Origin of the sequence: Deinococcus aetherius (assembly GCF_025997855.1) — a bacterium.
Lineage (GTDB): Bacteria > Deinococcota > Deinococci > Deinococcales > Deinococcaceae > Deinococcus > Deinococcus aetherius.
In genome coordinates this window covers 2,439,255-2,453,772 of record NZ_AP026560.1, presented here as the reverse complement: position 1 = coordinate 2,453,772, position 14,518 = coordinate 2,439,255, and the positions used below count along the sequence as shown (strand labels likewise).

Below are 14,518 nucleotides of genomic sequence, written 5' to 3'. Positions count from 1 at the left end.
TATCCATATCAGGAGGTCAATATGAACAAGCTCCACCTGTCCGCCCTTGCCGCCGCCCTGCTCGCCACCGCGCTCGCCGCCGCGCCCACGTCCACGCCCATGACCGGGCACGACATGAACATGGGTGACCACACCATGAAGTCGGGTGCCTATCAGCCCTACACGAAGGCGGCCTTCGACGCTGCAAAGGGAATGCGGCGGGTGCTGTTCTTCCACGCGACGTGGTGCCCCAACTGCAAGGCCGCCGACGCCGACCTCACGAAGAATCTGGCGGGATTGCCGAAGAACGTGGTCGTCTTCAAGACCGATTACGACAAGGAGACGGCCCTGAAGCGGCAGTACGGCATCACCTCCCAGCACACCTTCGTCCTGGTGGACGCGCAGGGCAAGGCGCTGGCGAAGTGGTCGGGCGGCGGCGTGCGCGAGATCGTCGCCAAGACGGGCATGGTGCGGTAGGGCCATGCTGCTCCTGCTGGTGGCCTTTTTCGGCGGCGTGCTGACGGTGGTGTCGCCGTGCATCCTGCCGGTGCTGCCCGTGGTGCTCTCGGGCACGGTGGGCGGACGGGCGCGGCCCTGGGGCATCATCGCGGGCTTTCTCGGCAGTTTCGTGGTCCTCACGCTGTTTCTGAGCACGCTGGTGACCGCGCTGGGCATCTCCGCCGACGCCCTACGCTGGGGGGCCGTCGCCCTGCTCTTCGCCTTCGGGCTGACGCTGGCCGTCCCGGCGCTGGGTCACCGCTTCGAGCGCCTCGCCGCGCGGGCCGTGCCGCAGGGGGGAGCGCGGGGCGGCGGGGACGGGCTCATCGGCGGCCTGCTCGTGGGCGCCACTCTCGGCCTCGTCTGGACGCCCTGCGTGGGGCCGATCCTGGCGAGCGTGACCACCCTGGCGCTCAGCGGGCAGGTGACGGCCTTCGCCGCCGCCGTCACGACCGCCTACGCGCTCGGCGTGGCCCTGCCCATGCTCGCGGTCATGGCGGGGGGTCGGCGCCTCCTGACCCGCCTGCCCGCCCTGCTGCGGAATCTCGGCGGGCTACAACGGGCCTTCGGTGTGGTGCTCGCCCTCTTCGCGGTCGGGATGGCGCTGGGGGTGGACCGCGCCGCGCAGTCCTATATCGTGGAGCGCGTGCCCTACGTGCAGAACCTGGCCTTTCTGGAGGAGACGGGGGCGGTGCGGGGGCAACTCGACCGGACCCTGCGGTAGGAAGCACGACGAAAAAGGAGGCTGGGCGAGTGTCCCAGCCTCTCTTTCGTCTGCTCCACCCGCCTACCGCTCGCCCCGTACGTACGCCCTCCCCGGCGCGGCGGGCGCGTTCCCCTGCTGCCCCCTGGACCCCGCCAGCGCCAGCACGACGAGCACGAGCACGAAGGGCGTGGTGGAGAAGACCCCGGTCGGGATGCCGCTGTTGCCCTGAGGGCGGAAATGCCTGCCGTCCAGGAAGCTGAAGAGGAGGACTCGCCAGGTCCGCGAAGGTGAAAAGGGCCGGGCGGCGGCCGTCGGCTCGCCGGAGCGGAGCGGGTGCTCCAGCACGGGGCCGAAGACGCGCACGAACTCCGCCTGGGCCGGACTCGGAGCGGAACTCTCCCACATGGGTTGAGTCAAGCCCATCCACCAAGGTTTGCGAAGAACTGGGAAGGACGGTCGCCTCCCCACGCCAGGGATGAGCGAGGATCACCGGCTCAGCTTGAGCACCCGCCCGCTGCCGTACTCGGCCACGTACAGCTCCCCGGCCTCGTCCTCCCCGAAGGTCGAGGGGTTCTGCACGCTCCCGATCCTCGCCTTGCTCCAGCTCTGCCCGGTCGTCGGCGCAGCCCACACGTTGCCCGTGCCGAAGTCGGCGAAGACGTAGCGGCCCTTGAGCGCCGGGACGGCGTTCCCCCGGTACACGTAGCCGCCCGTGATGCTCTGGCCCTCGTTCCGTCCGTATTGCAGCACCGGGTCGGTCAGGCCCTGGGTCGGGCAGCCGCTCGGCGGGTTGAAGCAGCTTCTGGCCTCGCGGACGCGCCAGCCGTAGTTCTCGCCTCCCTTGCTCGTGCGGGGCTGGCGGTCCACCTCCTCGAACTCGTTCTGGCCCACGTCGGCGATGATCAGGTCGCCCGAAACGCGGTCGAAGGAGAAGCGCCAGGGATTGCGCAGGCCGTACGCCCAGATGTTCGGGTTGGCCCCCTGGCGGTTGAGGAAGGGATTGCCGGGAGCAGGCCGCGCCGCGTCGCCCTTAACGTCGAAGCGCAGGATCTTCCCCAGCGGCGAGGCGAGGTCCTGCCCGTTGTTCTGCGGGTCGCCGCCGCTGCCCCCGTCCCCCAGCCCCAGGTACAGGAAGCCGTCGGGACCGAAGGCGAGTTGCCCGCCGTTGTGGTTGGCGTAGGGCTGCTCGGTGGTGAAGAGGACGCGGGCGCTTCCGGGATCGGCGCGGGAGAAGTCGGGGGCGGCCGTGTAGCGCGCGAGCACCGTGTCCCCGTTCCGGTCGGTGTAGTGGACGTACAGGCGACGGTTGGTCTTATACGCCGGGTCGAAGGTGAGACCGAGGAGCCCGCGCTCTCCCCCCGCGCTCGTCAGGTTCCGCACGTCGAGGAAGGGCTGGTCGCGCAGCTTTCCCCCCTCGATCACCCGCACGAGGCCCCCCTGCTCGGTGGCGTACATCCGGCCCGAGCCGTCGCCCGCGTGGGTGAGGGTGGTGACCTGCGAGAGCCCGCTCACGAAGGGGGTGAAGCGGACCTGGGGCGCGGCGCCGCTCTGCGCACACGCGGAGGCGGTGAGCAGGGTGGCGGCAAGGGCCAGCACGGCGGGAAGACGAATTGTGGACATACGCCAGTGTGCCGGGTCCTCTGGACGGGAAGTGTAAGCGGGATGTGAGGTGCCTTCCCGCCAGGAGGGAGAACCCGGGAGACGCCGGTCGGCCCGTGGGGCGTTCAGTCGTCATAGTCCCCCTCGTTTGTCGGGCCGCACACCATGAGGCTGGGGACGACAAGCCCGCCCAGCAGCCACCTGATCATGTGGCGCCTGGCTCACGGTAAACGAGGACGTTGAGTGCGAGGCCCGGTTCCTGGGGCCGCCGAGCAGGTACGCTGGGCCATGACCCGACCCCAGACCCCCGCCCCGCTGGAGAAGTACCGCGCCCCCGGCCCCGAGCGGCTGAGGCTCTACGCCTCACTCTTCGTCCTCCTCGTCCTGACCACCGTGCTGGGGCGGGGGCGCCCGGACGACCTCGGCCTGGTGGGCACCCTGCGGCAGAGCACCTTCGCGCGCGTCATGTTCATGGATGTCGGGGCGCTGAGCACCCTGGGGGCCCTGTACCTCGTGCTCAACGGCAAGACGGCGGTGCGGGTGCCCGCCGCGATAGCGACCCTGTTCGTGGGGAGCTTCGCGCTGCTGCCCGCCCTCGCGTGGGAGGACTGGGTGGCGATGCGGGAGGAGAGCTTGTAGCGCGTGGCATGTGGCTTGTGGAGGAGGGACAAAAAGCGTGGACCGAGGTTTCCCCCGGTCCACAAGCGACAAACCACATGCCACAATCCCCTACGCCTCCGCCGCCTCGCCCTTCTTGCCCCGCTTGTACGGCCCCTTCTCCTTCCACTTCAGCCGCACGGGAATTCCGGCCAGCCCCAGGTCCTCGCGGATGCGGTTTTGCAGGAAGCCCTCGTAGGCGCGGGTCACGAAGTCCGAGCGATTGCAGAAGATGGCAAAGGTGGGCGGCGCGGTCTCCACCTGCGTCATGAAGTACATCTTCAGCGGCTTGCCGTGGAAGTTGGGCATGGCCTGACGCATCTGCCAGATTTCCAACCAGCGGTTGAGTTCGGAGGTGGGAATGCGGCTCTGCCACTTCGCGTGCAGCTTCATCGCCTCGGCGAGCATGTCGTGGATGCCGTAGTCATTGATCGCCGAGGTGTACACGCGCGGCGCGTACGAGATGTGGTGCAGCTTCTGGTTGAGGTCCTTTTCCGTCCGCTTGAGGTCCTCGTCGGGCACGAGGTCCCACTTGTTCACCACGACGATGACGGGCTTGCCGCTGTCGTAGGCGAGGTTGGCGAGCTTGAGTTCGTGGTCGCCGATCTCGGTGGCGTTCACCACGAGCCAGATCAGGTCGCTTCTCTCGATGGCCGCCTGCGACCGCTGGATCGCGTACTCCTCGATGGCGGTGTCGGGCTTCTTGCGGATGCCCGCCGTGTCCACCAGCACGAAGCGTTGCCCGCCGTAATTCCACTCCACGTCGAGGCTGTCGCGGGTGGTGCCCGGCTTGTCCGCCACGATGGCCCGCTCGCTCTGGGTGATCGCGTTCAAGAGGCTCGACTTGCCCACGTTCGGGCGCCCGATCAGGCTGATGCGGATGGGTGCGATCTCCGGCACGTCCTCGTCGTCCTCGGGGAGGTGGCTCATCACCCGCTCCATCAGGTCGTCGAGGCCGCGCGCGTGCTCGGCGCTGATGGCAATGGGATCGCCGAAGCCCAGGCCCCACAGCTCGGCGAGGTAGACCTCGTGCTTGGGGCTGTCGATCTTGTTGGCGACGACGATGACCGGCTTGCCGAGTTTCCGCAGCCACTCGGCGACCTCGTAGTCGGCGGCGGAGAGTCCCTCACGCGGGTCGAGGACGAAGATCACCGCCTGGGCGCCCTCCATCGCCCACTCGGCTTTCTCACGGATGGCCTGCTCCCACTCGTCCCCGCTCCAGAGTCCCCCGGTGTCCACCAGGGTGATGCGGTGGTTGTGGTAGAGCATCAGGCCTTCCTTGGCATCCCGCGTCACGCCCGGGAAATCGGCCACGACGGCCTCGCGCCGCCCCACCAGGCGGTTGAACAGGCTGGACTTGCCGACGTTCGGTCGGCCTACTATGGCGACTTTATGCATGTGGACGCTCCTTTCGGTGTCGAACTCCCCTTGGCGTCAGCAGGAGAGTTCGCCGCTGCCCGCCGCCCCTGTGCCGGATGAGAACACCGGGCTGGGCGGGCCATAGACCAAAAAGTTTAACAGGGAGAAGCTTTACGGTTTGAAACCTAAGTCGCCGTGTAAGCGTCCGCACCGTCTTGAGCGCGGCGGTGCGTCACCATCGCCCATGCGGAAGAGAAGTTGGGGGCTGGGGGTGGTTCTGGCGGGAGGTGCGGTGGCCTGGGCGCACTACGCGCCCGCGTTGCCGGACAGCGCCATAGCGAAACCCGCACGGCAGTTCGGGCTGCCCTTCGCCGGGGCGCCGGGGCCGGACACCTGGCTCCTGGGGCAGGGCTACGGCAACACGACGGGCGCGTACCGCCAGCGGCGCAGCACCTACATCAACCTCCAGGGGGTCCACGCGGGGCTGGACTTCAGCGCCCCCTGCGGCACGCCGGTTCGCGCCATCGGGGACGGGGTGGTCGCCGAGGTGGACGGCTCGCACGGCAGCCCGCCGCACAACGTCGTCGTGGACCACGCGGGGAACCTCAGCAGCCTGTACGGGCACCTGCGGGTGCGGTCGCCTCTGCGGGTGGGGCAGCGGGTGACGCGCGGGCAGGTGATCGGCCAGAGCGGCGACTCGCAGTTCACCTGCGTGAGCGCCCCGCACCTGCACCTGGAAATCCGCGACCGCTCGCACCAGCGTTTTTTCAATCCCCTGCCCTACATCGCCGCCGACTGGGATTCCCTGTCGCTGGCGGGCAGCTTCGGGCGCGGGTACGAGTACGACCTCTCGGCCCCGCGCAGGTGGCAGACGCCCGAGTCGCAGCCCGAGGTGCGCCGGGGCGGCCGAATCCTCAACGAGTTCGCCCGGCCCTGGCCGCCCTCGCCCGGAGGGGCACGATGAAACGAGTCCCTTTCAAGCGGGTCTGGGCGCTGGCCCTCGCGCTCTCGGCCTCCTCCCTGGCCGCCACCCTGCCCTCAAGGGCCGTGCTCTCGGGGACCTGTTGTCCCGGCGCGGTGTGGACACCAGATTCGCAGGCGCTGCTCTTCCTCGACGGGCCCCCCGCCCGCCCCACCACGGGCATCTATCAGGTGTCGGCGGACGGCGAGACGGTCACCCGCCGCTTCTCCTCCGTCGCCTTTTTCTCCCCGAAACTGCGCTGGGCGGTCAGGCCCGGCACGGGCGAGAACACGGTCATCGAACGGCTCGCGGACGGGCGGAGATTCACCCTCCCCACGCGCGGCGGGGACGTGACGTGGACGGCCTCGGAAAACCGGCTCGCGTTCACGCGCAGCGACACGGCGGGCAACTTCGACCGCCGAGCCACCCGCGTCTTCGCGGCGGACGTGTTCGGCTCGCCCCGCCAGGTCGCTACCCTCTACGGCGGCGGGATCAGCGGGTGGCTCAACGAGAACGTCCTCCTGTTGAACGGCAAACGCAGCCCGGGCAACCGCGACCGCGAGCTCTTCACCCTCGACACGCGCACGGGGGCCCGCCGCAGTCTCGCCACCGCCCTCTCCTTCCGGGGGGTCAGCGTCAGCCCGGACGGCTCGCGCGTCATTTACTACGTCGCCTTCGACTCGGCGGCGCGCAACGGCCTGTGGTTGCGGCCCACCTCGGGCGGGACCCCCCGCAAGCTCGATGCCTTCGGCTCCTACCGCTGGCGCGACGCGCGGCGCCTCCTCCTCATCCCCCTCAGGGCCGACGGTTCTCCCCACGTCCTGCGCGAGTACAACGTGGGAACGAACGCCTGGCGCACCCTCGGTGACCTCGGCGATCAGGTCCGCCAGGGCGACTGGAACGTCAGCCCCGACGGGGAGAGGGTGTCGTACCTCAGTGCCAGGGACGGGAATGTTCGGGTGGTGGAACTGCCGTAAGTTTAGGAGAGGCGGCCCAGCACGCCGGGCCACCGTCTCAAGTGCCACGCGGCGATGATTCTTTCCGAGTTCTCCTCGGGTGGACGCCGGGAGTCCACCTCAAAGTCGTAGCGGGTGAAGGTATGCACGGTCAGCAGGTCACGCCGGGCGTCCCCGAGGTGGCGGTCACCGCGCGCCCTCTCCCGCCGCTCCAGTTCGTCCAGCGGACAATGGACCCCCACCAGAAAGACATCGAAGGGCCGCAGCAATTCCACCAGGCGCCGCCACTGTTCGGGTGTCTCGATGATGTAGTCCACCACCAGGTTGTTGCCCGCGCCCAGAAACGCGGGGAGGCAGCGATAGTACCCCTCGAACAACCGGGGACGCATCTCGGCCCAGGAAAAGGGCCCCTCAGGATCGCGGCGGGGCAATACTCTGGCCCCGAACATCAGGAAATCCAGCGAGAACTGGAGAAACGGTTCGTCGATTCGCGTTTGAATGGCGTGGCATAGCGTCGATTTTCCGGCACTCGACGCGCCGTTGAGCAGGATCAACCTGCCCGGGGGCACGGGAGGGGAAGAAGGCACGTCCTCCACCCTACCGCCCACAACCTCACGTCAAGAACAGCCGGTACGCCGGGTTCCCCGTCATGTCCGTCGCCGGGTAGCCCACCCCCCTGAGAAAGGCGGCGAAGTCGCCCAGGTCCTCGCCGGGAACCTGGATTCCGGCGAGGACGCGGCCGTGCGCGCTGCCGTGGTTGCGGTAGTGGAAGAGGCTGATGTTCCAGCCCGCGTGGAGGTGGGTCAGGAATTCGAGGAGGGCGCCGGGCCGCTCGGGGAAGGTGAAGGAGTAGACGCGCTCGTCGGTGGCCTCGGGGGCGCGGCCGCCGACCATGTGGCGGATGTGGACCTTGGCGATCTCGTTGTCGGTGAGGTCGGTGACACCGTAGCCGTACGCGGAGAGGGTGTCCACGAGTTCGGCGCGCTCGCCCGGGGAGCGAAGCTGCACGCCGACGAAGACGCGGGCTTCCAGACGAGGCGCGTAGCGGTAGTTGAACTCGGTGATGGTGCGCGGGCCGATCACCTCGATGAACTCGCGGAAGGAGCCGGGCCGCTCCGGGATCGTCACGGCCAGCGTCGCCTCGCGCTGCTCGCCGATCTCGGTCCGCTCGGCGACGTGGCGCAGGCGGTCGAAGTTCATGTTCGCGCCGCAGGTCAGCGCCACGAGCGTTTCTCCCCTCAGCCCCCGTTCGGCGGCGTACTTCTTCAGCCCCGCCACCGCCAGCGCCCCGGCGGGCTCCATGACCGCCCGGGTGTCGTCGAACACGTCCTTGATCGCGGCGCACACCTCGTCGGTGTTCACCCGCACCCAGTCGTCCACGAGGCGACGGGTGAGGTCGAAGGTGTAGGCCCCCACCTGCTTGACCGCCACCCCGTCCACGAAGATGCCCACGGTGTCGAGACGCACCGGCGCTCCCGCCCGCAGGCTCTGGTACATCGCGTCGGAGTCGTCGGGCTCCACGCCCACGATCCGCACGTCGGCCCGCAGCGCCTTCATGACGCCCGCCACCCCCGCGATGAGTCCGCCGCCGCCGACGGGCACGAACACCGTGTAGGCCCCATTATCCACCTGCCGCAGGAGTTCGAGCGCAATCGTGCCCTGCCCCGCGAGCACGAGGGGATCGTCGTAGGGGTGGACGAAGGTCAGCCCCGACTCACGTTGCAGGCGGTAGGCGTGCGCCTCGGCGTCGCTGAAGGAGTCGCCGTGGAGGATCACCTCGGCCCCCCGGACCCGGCACGCCTGCACCTTGATCTCGGGCGTGGTCACGGGCATCACGATGACCGCCTTGAGTCCCAGGCGCTGCGCCGCGAACGCCACCCCCTGCGCGTGGTTGCCCGCCGAGGCGCAGATCACCCCCCGCGCGGCCTCCTCGGGGGTAAGGTGGCTCATCTTGTTGTAGGCCCCCCGCAGCTTGAAGGAGAAGATGGGCTGCTGGTCTTCCCGCTTGAGCCAGACCGTGTTGCCGGAGCGGGCGCTGATCCCCGGCGCCGCGCTGAGGGGCGTTTCCACCGCCGCGCGGTACACCTTGCTCGTCAGGGCGAGCCGCAGCACGTCCTGGGCGCCCAGCGAGCCGGGAGTGAATTCCTGGGTTTGCGTCATGTGCCTATTCTCCTCGCCGAGAACAAGAAAAAGCCCCCGCCTCGGACGCGGGGGTGAACGTGGGGCACGCGGGCCTAGGCAACGTCAGTCCCCGAGGGCCCGGATCATTGGCGCCGCCTGCATGCCCGGAGGATAGGCGCGGGGCGGGGGAGGAAAGGTGCGCAGGGGTAGACAAGGAGGGAAGTGACGGGGCCGCGCCTCGTGGGGCCCAGCGTCGGCTCAGCGTTCCCGCAACTCCTCGGCCTTGTCCTGCACGGCCTGGGCGAGGGCTTCGAGGGCCTGGACCTGCTGGGAGGGGGTGGTCCCCGTCTCCGCCACCTTCTCGACGACCGCCTCCCCGATGCGGCCCAGGGCGTCAAGCTGGTGCGCGTTGGCCTCGTCGAGTTCCGCGATGCGCCCCACGACCTCCTCGCCCAGGTCTCCCAGCACCTGCACCCGCTCCCGGGCGCTGAGGTGCCGGGTGGCCTCCACCCGCTCCTGGTGCTCGGCACTCACCCGTTCCAGGCGGCTGATCTGTTCGAGGGTGTCAGCCTGGGCCCGCGCCGACCCGGTGATCGTCTCCAGGGCGCCGACCTGCCCCTGCAACCACTCGTGAATCCGGCGCAGGGCCTGCACGTTCACCTCGGCCACGGGCGTGCGCGTCACCTCGGCGAGCGCGTGGCACACCAGGTCGTCCAGGGCCTCGGCGGCGCTGATCTGCTCCTCACCGCTGTGCACGATCTCGGAGAGGGCCTGCGCGTGGACCTCGCGGGCCTCGCCGGGCGCCCCCAGCGGCAGCGTCCGCACCTGCTCGGTCGTCAGGGACACCACCTGCCGCAGCGCGTCCACCGCCGCCGAACCCTCACGCCCCGCCCGGATGATCGCCTCCAGCATGCTCGTCTGCGCCCAACCCGCCGCCCCCACGTGTTCCCGCGCCCGCGCCTCCGCCACCCGGCGACGGTGCTCGCCCACCGCCTGCCGCGCGCTCGCCAGCAGGGCGTCCCTCTTCTCGGCCGATCCGTCCACAGGCAGCATGTTGCCTGCGCCACATCGTGAGAAAAGTGATCTGGGGCAGACAGGTCCAGGAGCGGGGAAACTCAGGCTCTGCCGTGATTGGATAAGGGCAGGGTAAAGCCGCCGGGGCGTGCCCCTTGAGGTCCGGGCGCCAGGGCGGCTATACTCCCCAGGTTCGCCCCGCCGCAGTGCGGGAGCCGCACATCAGGCCAAGAACGTCTCTGCCCGGTCGAGCCGGGACTGTGGGGCGGTCCGCTGGCGAAGGAGAACAAGATGCAAAGTGCCGTCAAAGTAAACCGTGGCGCGATCCTGCGCGCCGTCGAGCAGCCCCACATCAAGACTGAGCACCCCGAGTTCCAGCCGGGCGACACGGTACGGGTCGAGACCAAGGTGGTCGAGGGCAACCGCACCCGCAACCAGGCCTTCGAGGGCGTGGTCATCGCCATGAACGGCTCGGGCAGCCGCAAGAGCTTCACCGTCCGCAAGATTTCCTTCGGCGAGGGCGTTGAGCGCGTCTTCCCCTTCAGCAGCCCGCTGGTGGCGAAGGTCACGGTGCTGGAGCGCGGCAAGGTGCGCCGGGCCAAGCTGTACTACCTGCGCGAACTGCGCGGCAAGGCCGCCCGCATCAAGAGCGACCGCAGCCGCGTGATGAAAGACGCCGCCCGCGTCGCCCGGGGCAAGGCGGACGCCGCTGCCCAGGCCACCTCGCCCGTTGAGGCCCAGAGCGACTTCACGCCCGTCGAGACGCTGGGCGAGTAAGCTCATCCCCGTCTCTGCCCGCCCGCCCGCGACGGTGGGCGGTTTTCTTTGGCCTCTTTCTTTGACCTCAGCCTTCGCCCCTCCCTCACGTTCCCTCACGGGAAAGGCTTGCTAGGCTGCCCCGCGTGACCACGCCCCGCCTCCTCCCCGCCGAATTGCCGCTCCTCCTCGCCTTCGACCTCGACGGCACCCTGATCCCCGACCAGGGCCGCGAGGTGCCCCCCGCGAGCGTGGACGCCCTGGCGCGGCTGCGGGAACTGGGCGCGAGGGTGGCGATCATCACCGGCCGCGACACCGCCCCTCGCCCCGTGCGCGACGCCGTGCAGCCCGACGCCATCGCCTCCAACAACGGCGGGCGCATCGAGATCGGCGGTGAACTCCGCGCCGAGGCCCGTTTCACCCCCGTCGAGCTGGAGGCGGTGCTCGCGCATGAGCTGGAGGACGCCCGCGTCGTCGTCTTCACGCCGGACACCCTGTATATCGACCTCCCGCCGGGCCGCGAGCCCGAGCCGTGGATGCAACTCCGCTCCTGGCGCCCGCTTGCCGAGGCTCCGACCGACGGCGTGCTCAAGGTCGGCTTCTACCACCCCGGCGTGAGGGACTTCGCCGCCCGCCTGCGGGACAAACACCCCAGCCTCGTGCTCACGGGCGCCCAGCCCCCCTACGACCACTTCCTGACCGTCACCCCGGTCGGCGCGCACAAGGGGGCGGCCCTGACCCTGATCGCGGGGGCGCTGGACATCCCCCTGGAGCGCACGGTTGCCTTCGGGGACAGCGACAACGACGAGGCGATGCTCGAACTCGCCGGGTACGCCGTGCAGCTCGGCAGCCTGCCCCTCCTCGCCCGCCACGCCCACGCGCGGGTGGCCTCCCCCGAGGCGCTGGGAACATTCCTCGACGCGCTGGCCGACCGGTTAGAGAAGACCTCGGAACCCCAGCAGGTTAGAGGGGACGGCTGAACACCTTCCGCCCGCCGTCGAGGTGAAGGTGGTGGGTCAGGCCGGGCGGCGCGTCCGCAGGGCGGTGCGCGATCACCATAACGTGCGTGCCGTTCCGGGCGAGCCCCGGCAGCAGCGTGAGAAAGGCGGCGCGTGCCCCCACGTCCAGAAAGTCCAGCCCCTCGTCGAGGATCAGGAGGCGGGGAGAGTGTGCAACCGAGCGGGCAAGGAGCAGGCGCCGCAGTTGCCCCTGCGAGAGCGTCTCGGCATTGCGGGTGAGGAGGTCGGTGACGCCGAGGTGCGCGGCGAGGGTGTCCACCCGCCCGGCCTGCTCCGGCGTGAGGTCGGGAGCGAAGCCCTCCGTCCCGCCCCACGCGCTTCCGATCACGTCCCGCCCCGTCCACTCGCGGCGCTGCCGGATGCCGACCTCGGCGCTCACCAGCCCTATCGTGCGCCGCCGGGCCGTCAGCAGGTCGCGGGCGAGGTAGGGCCGCTCCACCGTGCCGCCCAGCGCCGGGTGGAACTCCCCGGCGATCAGGCGGGCGAGGGTGCTCTTGCCGCTGCCGTTCTCTCCAGTGACGAGCCAGTGCTGCCCCGCCTCCCACGTCCAGTCGAGCGGGCCGAGGGCGAGGTGGCCGTTGCGGTAGACCCGCGCGTCCCGCAGCCGCACGAGGTCGCCGGAGCCGGGGGGAGGAGGAAGGTGCGTGGCCTCGTCCGTTTCGGACTGAGCCCCCCCCTCCGCCGTCACCCTTCCTCCACTGACATGCAGCGTCCGCCAGGGGAGGGGAGGCGCCTCCTCCGGCCGATGCGTGGCGAGCACGACGGCGACGCCTACCTCATGCACCCTCACCAGCACGCGGCCCAGTTCCGCTCTCGCCTTCCCGCTCAGCCCGTCGGTGAATTCGTCGAGGAGCATGGCCTCGGGGCGCGGCATCAGGGCACGGGCCAGGACCACCCGCCGCCGCTGCCCGTGGCTGAGGGTGCGGAAGTCGCGGCTCATGAAGGATTCAACCCCCGTCAACAACGTGACTTCCTCCAGTCGTGCCGAGGCTTCGGGCGTGGCCTCCCACAGCCGCAGCGCGTCCCCCTCGAAGCCCGCCAGGAGCACGTCGTGCACGGTCTGGGCCCACTCGCGGGTGAGGTAGAAGGCCTCGGCGTCCGGGCCGACGACGGAGAGGGTTCTTCTCGCCTGGACCGCCGACCGCCGCGTTTCACCCCCCAGCCGGTAGACGCGTTCCCCACTCACCGGGGCAACCTCGCCCGCCAGCAGCCGCAGCAGCGTGGTCTTGCCGCCACCGTTCGGCCCACTGAGCCGCAGGGCCTCTCCAGGTTGCAGGCACAACGTCACCCCCTCCAGCAGCGTTCGCCCGCCCGCCCGGACCGTCACGTCCCTGAGTTCCACCAGCGGTCCCGTCATCGCCGCCGAGTGTAGAGCGGGAACCCGGGCCCCCGCCCCCGCGTAAGGGAAGACAGGAGGCGACAACCTATGGGCGTACTCATCCTCGTCAGCGTGCTCGTGCTGCTCGTCATCGTGACCCTGCTCGCGGGCGTCAAGAGCGTGCCGCAGGGCTTCGAGTGGACCCAGGAACGGTTCGGCAAATTCCAGCGCACCCTCAAGCCGGGCCTCAACCTGATCATCCCCTACATCGACCGGGTGGGCCGCCGGGTCAACATGATGGAGCAGGTCCTCGACGTGCCCTCGCAGGAGGTCATCACCAAGGACAACGCCCTCGTCACCGTGGACGGCGTGGTGTTCTATCAGGTCCTCGACGCCGCGAAGGCGAGCTACGAGGTCCGTAATCTGGAGCAGGCGACCCTCAACCTCACCATGACGAACATCCGCACGGTGATGGGCAGCATGGACCTCGACGAGCTGCTCTCCAACCGCGACCAGATCAACGCCCGCCTGCTGATGGTGGTGGACGAGGCGACCGAGCCGTGGGGGGTCAAGGCCACCCGCATCGAGGTCAAGGACATCCGCCCGCCCGCCGATCTGGTGGCGAGCATGGCCCGCCAGATGAAGGCCGAGCGCGAGAAGCGGGCCAACATCCTCGACGCCGAGGGCTTCCGGCAAGCCGCCATCCTCAAGGCCGAGGGCGAAAAGCAGGCCGAGATCCTGAACGCCGAGGGCCGCCGCCAGGCTGCCTTCCTGGAGGCCGAGGCCCGTGAGCGCAGTGCCCAGGCCGAAGCGGAGGCGACCCGCATGGTCAGCGAGGCCATCGCGGCGGGCAATGTCCAGGCCATCAACTACTTCATCGCTCAGCGGTACGTGGACGCGCTCAAGGAGATCGCCACCGCCCCCAACCAGAAGACGCTGATCCTGCCCGTCGAGGCCACGAGCATCCTCGGCAGCCTTCAGGGCATCGCGGAGGTGGCACGTGAGGCCTTCAGCCCCGGAAACAGCATGAATAGCCTCGGCAAGATCGAGAGCCCGGTCCTGAGCGGCCCCCGGAGGTCCTGACGGTGGACTGGCTGCCCAGCCTGGCCCGGGTAGAGCCCTGGCACTGGTGGGTGCTGGGCGCCCTACTGCTTCTGCTGGAACTCCTGGCGCCGGGCGTGCTCTTCGTGTGGCTGGCCCTCGCCGCCTTCACGCTGGGTCTCGTCGTCTTCGTGCTCCCGCTGCCCGTCGCCCTGCAACTCCTGCTCTTCGCGGCGCTCAGCGTGGCCGCCTTCTTGATCGGGCGCCGCTATGTCAGCCGCCTCCCGGGGGGCAGCGAGGCGGGTGACGCCCTCAACGTCGGGTCGGCGCGCTTCCTGGGGCGCACTGTGACCGTCACTGCCCCCATCGTGAACGGCGTGGGCCGTGTCCGGGTCGGGGACAGCGAATGGCGCGCGACCGGGCCCGACCTCCCCACCGGGAGCCGGGTGCTGGTCGTGGGCGCGGAGGGGACGACGCTGGAGGTGGAGGCGGCGGATCGGCGGGGCTGAGGGCAGGGCACCGAGACAGGGCCGC

The 14,518-nt window shown here is 69.8% G+C and carries 16 protein-coding genes; 9 read left to right on the top strand and 7 right to left on the bottom strand.

The window, feature by feature from the left end; translation table 11 throughout:
* The first annotated feature begins 21 nt into the window (after positions 1-21).
* Complete coding sequence (locus DAETH_RS12500) at positions 22-456, top strand: thioredoxin family protein (protein WP_264775213.1); 435 nt, start codon at positions 22-24, stop codon at positions 454-456.
* Positions 457-460: 4 nt separating this feature from the next.
* On the top strand, positions 461-1,201 hold the full coding sequence (locus tag DAETH_RS12495) for a cytochrome c biogenesis CcdA family protein (RefSeq protein ID WP_264775212.1): 741 nt from the start codon (positions 461-463) through the stop codon (positions 1,199-1,201).
* Between the two features lie 63 nt (positions 1,202-1,264).
* Here the strand turns inward: DAETH_RS12495 and DAETH_RS12490 are convergent, their stop codons facing one another.
* Complete coding sequence (locus DAETH_RS12490) at positions 1,265-1,588, bottom strand: hypothetical protein (protein ID WP_264775211.1); 324 nt, start codon at positions 1,586-1,588, stop codon at positions 1,265-1,267.
* Positions 1,589-1,669: 81 nt separating this feature from the next.
* Positions 1,670-2,803, bottom strand: coding sequence for a PQQ-dependent sugar dehydrogenase (locus tag DAETH_RS12485; protein WP_264775210.1), 1,134 nt, complete (start codon positions 2,801-2,803; stop codon positions 1,670-1,672).
* 267 nt (positions 2,804-3,070) lie between these two features.
* Here DAETH_RS12485 and DAETH_RS12480 point away from each other — a divergent pair, with 267 nt between their 5' ends.
* Positions 3,071-3,421 (top strand): hypothetical protein, encoded by a 351-nt coding sequence (locus DAETH_RS12480; protein WP_264775209.1) that lies wholly within the window; start codon positions 3,071-3,073, stop codon positions 3,419-3,421.
* A gap of 90 nt (positions 3,422-3,511) precedes the next feature.
* Here DAETH_RS12480 and der read toward each other — a convergent pair whose 3' ends face one another.
* Complete coding sequence (gene der / locus DAETH_RS12475) at positions 3,512-4,837, bottom strand: ribosome biogenesis GTPase Der (RefSeq protein WP_264775208.1); 1,326 nt, start codon at positions 4,835-4,837, stop codon at positions 3,512-3,514.
* Between the two features lie 205 nt (positions 4,838-5,042).
* Here der and DAETH_RS12470 point away from each other — a divergent pair, with 205 nt between their 5' ends.
* Together DAETH_RS12470 and DAETH_RS12465 are read left to right on the top strand one after the other, a co-directional pair.
* Positions 5,043-5,762 carry a M23 family metallopeptidase gene (locus tag DAETH_RS12470; RefSeq protein WP_264775207.1) on the top strand — a complete coding sequence of 240 codons (720 nt, stop codon included), beginning with the start codon at positions 5,043-5,045 and terminating at the stop codon, positions 5,760-5,762.
* On the top strand, positions 5,759-6,736 hold the full coding sequence (locus tag DAETH_RS12465; protein ID WP_264775206.1) for a hypothetical protein: 978 nt from the start codon (positions 5,759-5,761) through the stop codon (positions 6,734-6,736). Before DAETH_RS12470 ends, DAETH_RS12465 begins: the two co-directional genes overlap by 4 nt.
* Before the next feature lie 2 nt (positions 6,737-6,738).
* Here the strand turns inward: DAETH_RS12465 and DAETH_RS12460 are convergent, their stop codons facing one another.
* The 3 genes from DAETH_RS12460 to DAETH_RS12450 form a co-directional block, all read right to left on the bottom strand.
* Entirely contained in the window at positions 6,739-7,302 is a 564-nt protein-coding gene (locus DAETH_RS12460; RefSeq protein ID WP_264775205.1) for a chloramphenicol phosphotransferase CPT family protein, read from the bottom strand.
* Positions 7,303-7,327: 25 nt separating this feature from the next.
* Positions 7,328-8,875 (bottom strand): threonine ammonia-lyase, biosynthetic, encoded by a 1,548-nt coding sequence (gene ilvA / locus DAETH_RS12455; protein ID WP_264775204.1) that lies wholly within the window; start codon positions 8,873-8,875, stop codon positions 7,328-7,330.
* Between the two features lie 219 nt (positions 8,876-9,094).
* Positions 9,095-9,889, bottom strand: a complete 795-nt coding sequence (locus DAETH_RS12450; RefSeq protein WP_264775203.1) for a hypothetical protein — start codon at positions 9,887-9,889, stop codon at positions 9,095-9,097.
* Between the two features lie 252 nt (positions 9,890-10,141).
* Between DAETH_RS12450 and rplS the strand changes: the two genes are divergently transcribed.
* Both rplS and DAETH_RS12440 read left to right on the top strand, forming a co-directional pair.
* Complete coding sequence (rplS, locus tag DAETH_RS12445) at positions 10,142-10,627, top strand: 50S ribosomal protein L19 (RefSeq protein ID WP_264775202.1); 486 nt, start codon at positions 10,142-10,144, stop codon at positions 10,625-10,627.
* Positions 10,628-10,752: 125 nt separating this feature from the next.
* Entirely contained in the window at positions 10,753-11,586 is an 834-nt protein-coding gene (locus DAETH_RS12440; RefSeq protein WP_264775201.1) for an HAD hydrolase family protein, read from the top strand.
* On the opposite strand, the gene DAETH_RS12435 is transcribed toward DAETH_RS12440, so the two are convergent.
* Positions 11,570-12,982: an ATP-binding cassette domain-containing protein gene (locus DAETH_RS12435; RefSeq protein ID WP_264775200.1), complete on the bottom strand. Its 1,413-nt coding sequence runs from the start codon at positions 12,980-12,982 to the stop codon at positions 11,570-11,572. The two genes, DAETH_RS12440 and DAETH_RS12435, sit on opposite strands and share 17 nt — an antisense overlap.
* 69 nt (positions 12,983-13,051) lie before the next feature.
* Here DAETH_RS12435 and DAETH_RS12430 point away from each other — a divergent pair, with 69 nt between their 5' ends.
* Positions 13,052-14,026, top strand: a complete 975-nt coding sequence (locus DAETH_RS12430; RefSeq protein WP_264775199.1) for an SPFH domain-containing protein — start codon at positions 13,052-13,054, stop codon at positions 14,024-14,026.
* Between the two features lie 2 nt (positions 14,027-14,028).
* Complete coding sequence (locus DAETH_RS12425; RefSeq protein WP_264775198.1) at positions 14,029-14,493, top strand: NfeD family protein; 465 nt, start codon at positions 14,029-14,031, stop codon at positions 14,491-14,493.
* Positions 14,494-14,518: the final 25 nt, after the last annotated feature.

Excerpts from the sequence above, each read along its gene's own strand:
- DAETH_RS12500 (WP_264775213.1), top strand. The coding sequence starts at position 22 with ATGAACAAGCTCCACCTGTCCGCCCTTGCCGCCGCCCTGCTCGCCACC.
- DAETH_RS12495 (WP_264775212.1), top strand. The coding sequence starts at position 461 with ATGCTGCTCCTGCTGGTGGCCTTTTTCGGCGGCGTGCTGACGGTGGTG.
- DAETH_RS12490 (WP_264775211.1), bottom strand. The coding sequence starts at position 1,588 with ATGTGGGAGAGTTCCGCTCCGAGTCCGGCCCAGGCGGAGTTCGTGCGC.
- DAETH_RS12485 (WP_264775210.1), bottom strand. The coding sequence starts at position 2,803 with ATGTCCACAATTCGTCTTCCCGCCGTGCTGGCCCTTGCCGCCACCCTG.
- DAETH_RS12480 (WP_264775209.1), top strand. The coding sequence starts at position 3,071 with ATGACCCGACCCCAGACCCCCGCCCCGCTGGAGAAGTACCGCGCCCCC.
- der (WP_264775208.1), bottom strand. The coding sequence starts at position 4,837 with ATGCATAAAGTCGCCATAGTAGGCCGACCGAACGTCGGCAAGTCCAGC.
- DAETH_RS12470 (WP_264775207.1), top strand. The coding sequence starts at position 5,043 with ATGCGGAAGAGAAGTTGGGGGCTGGGGGTGGTTCTGGCGGGAGGTGCG.
- DAETH_RS12465 (WP_264775206.1), top strand. The coding sequence starts at position 5,759 with ATGAAACGAGTCCCTTTCAAGCGGGTCTGGGCGCTGGCCCTCGCGCTC.
- ilvA (WP_264775204.1), bottom strand. The coding sequence starts at position 8,875 with ATGACGCAAACCCAGGAATTCACTCCCGGCTCGCTGGGCGCCCAGGAC.
- DAETH_RS12450 (WP_264775203.1), bottom strand. The coding sequence starts at position 9,889 with ATGCTGCCTGTGGACGGATCGGCCGAGAAGAGGGACGCCCTGCTGGCG.
- rplS (WP_264775202.1), top strand. The coding sequence starts at position 10,142 with ATGCAAAGTGCCGTCAAAGTAAACCGTGGCGCGATCCTGCGCGCCGTC.
- DAETH_RS12435 (WP_264775200.1), bottom strand. The coding sequence starts at position 12,982 with ATGACGGGACCGCTGGTGGAACTCAGGGACGTGACGGTCCGGGCGGGC.
- DAETH_RS12430 (WP_264775199.1), top strand. The coding sequence starts at position 13,052 with ATGGGCGTACTCATCCTCGTCAGCGTGCTCGTGCTGCTCGTCATCGTG.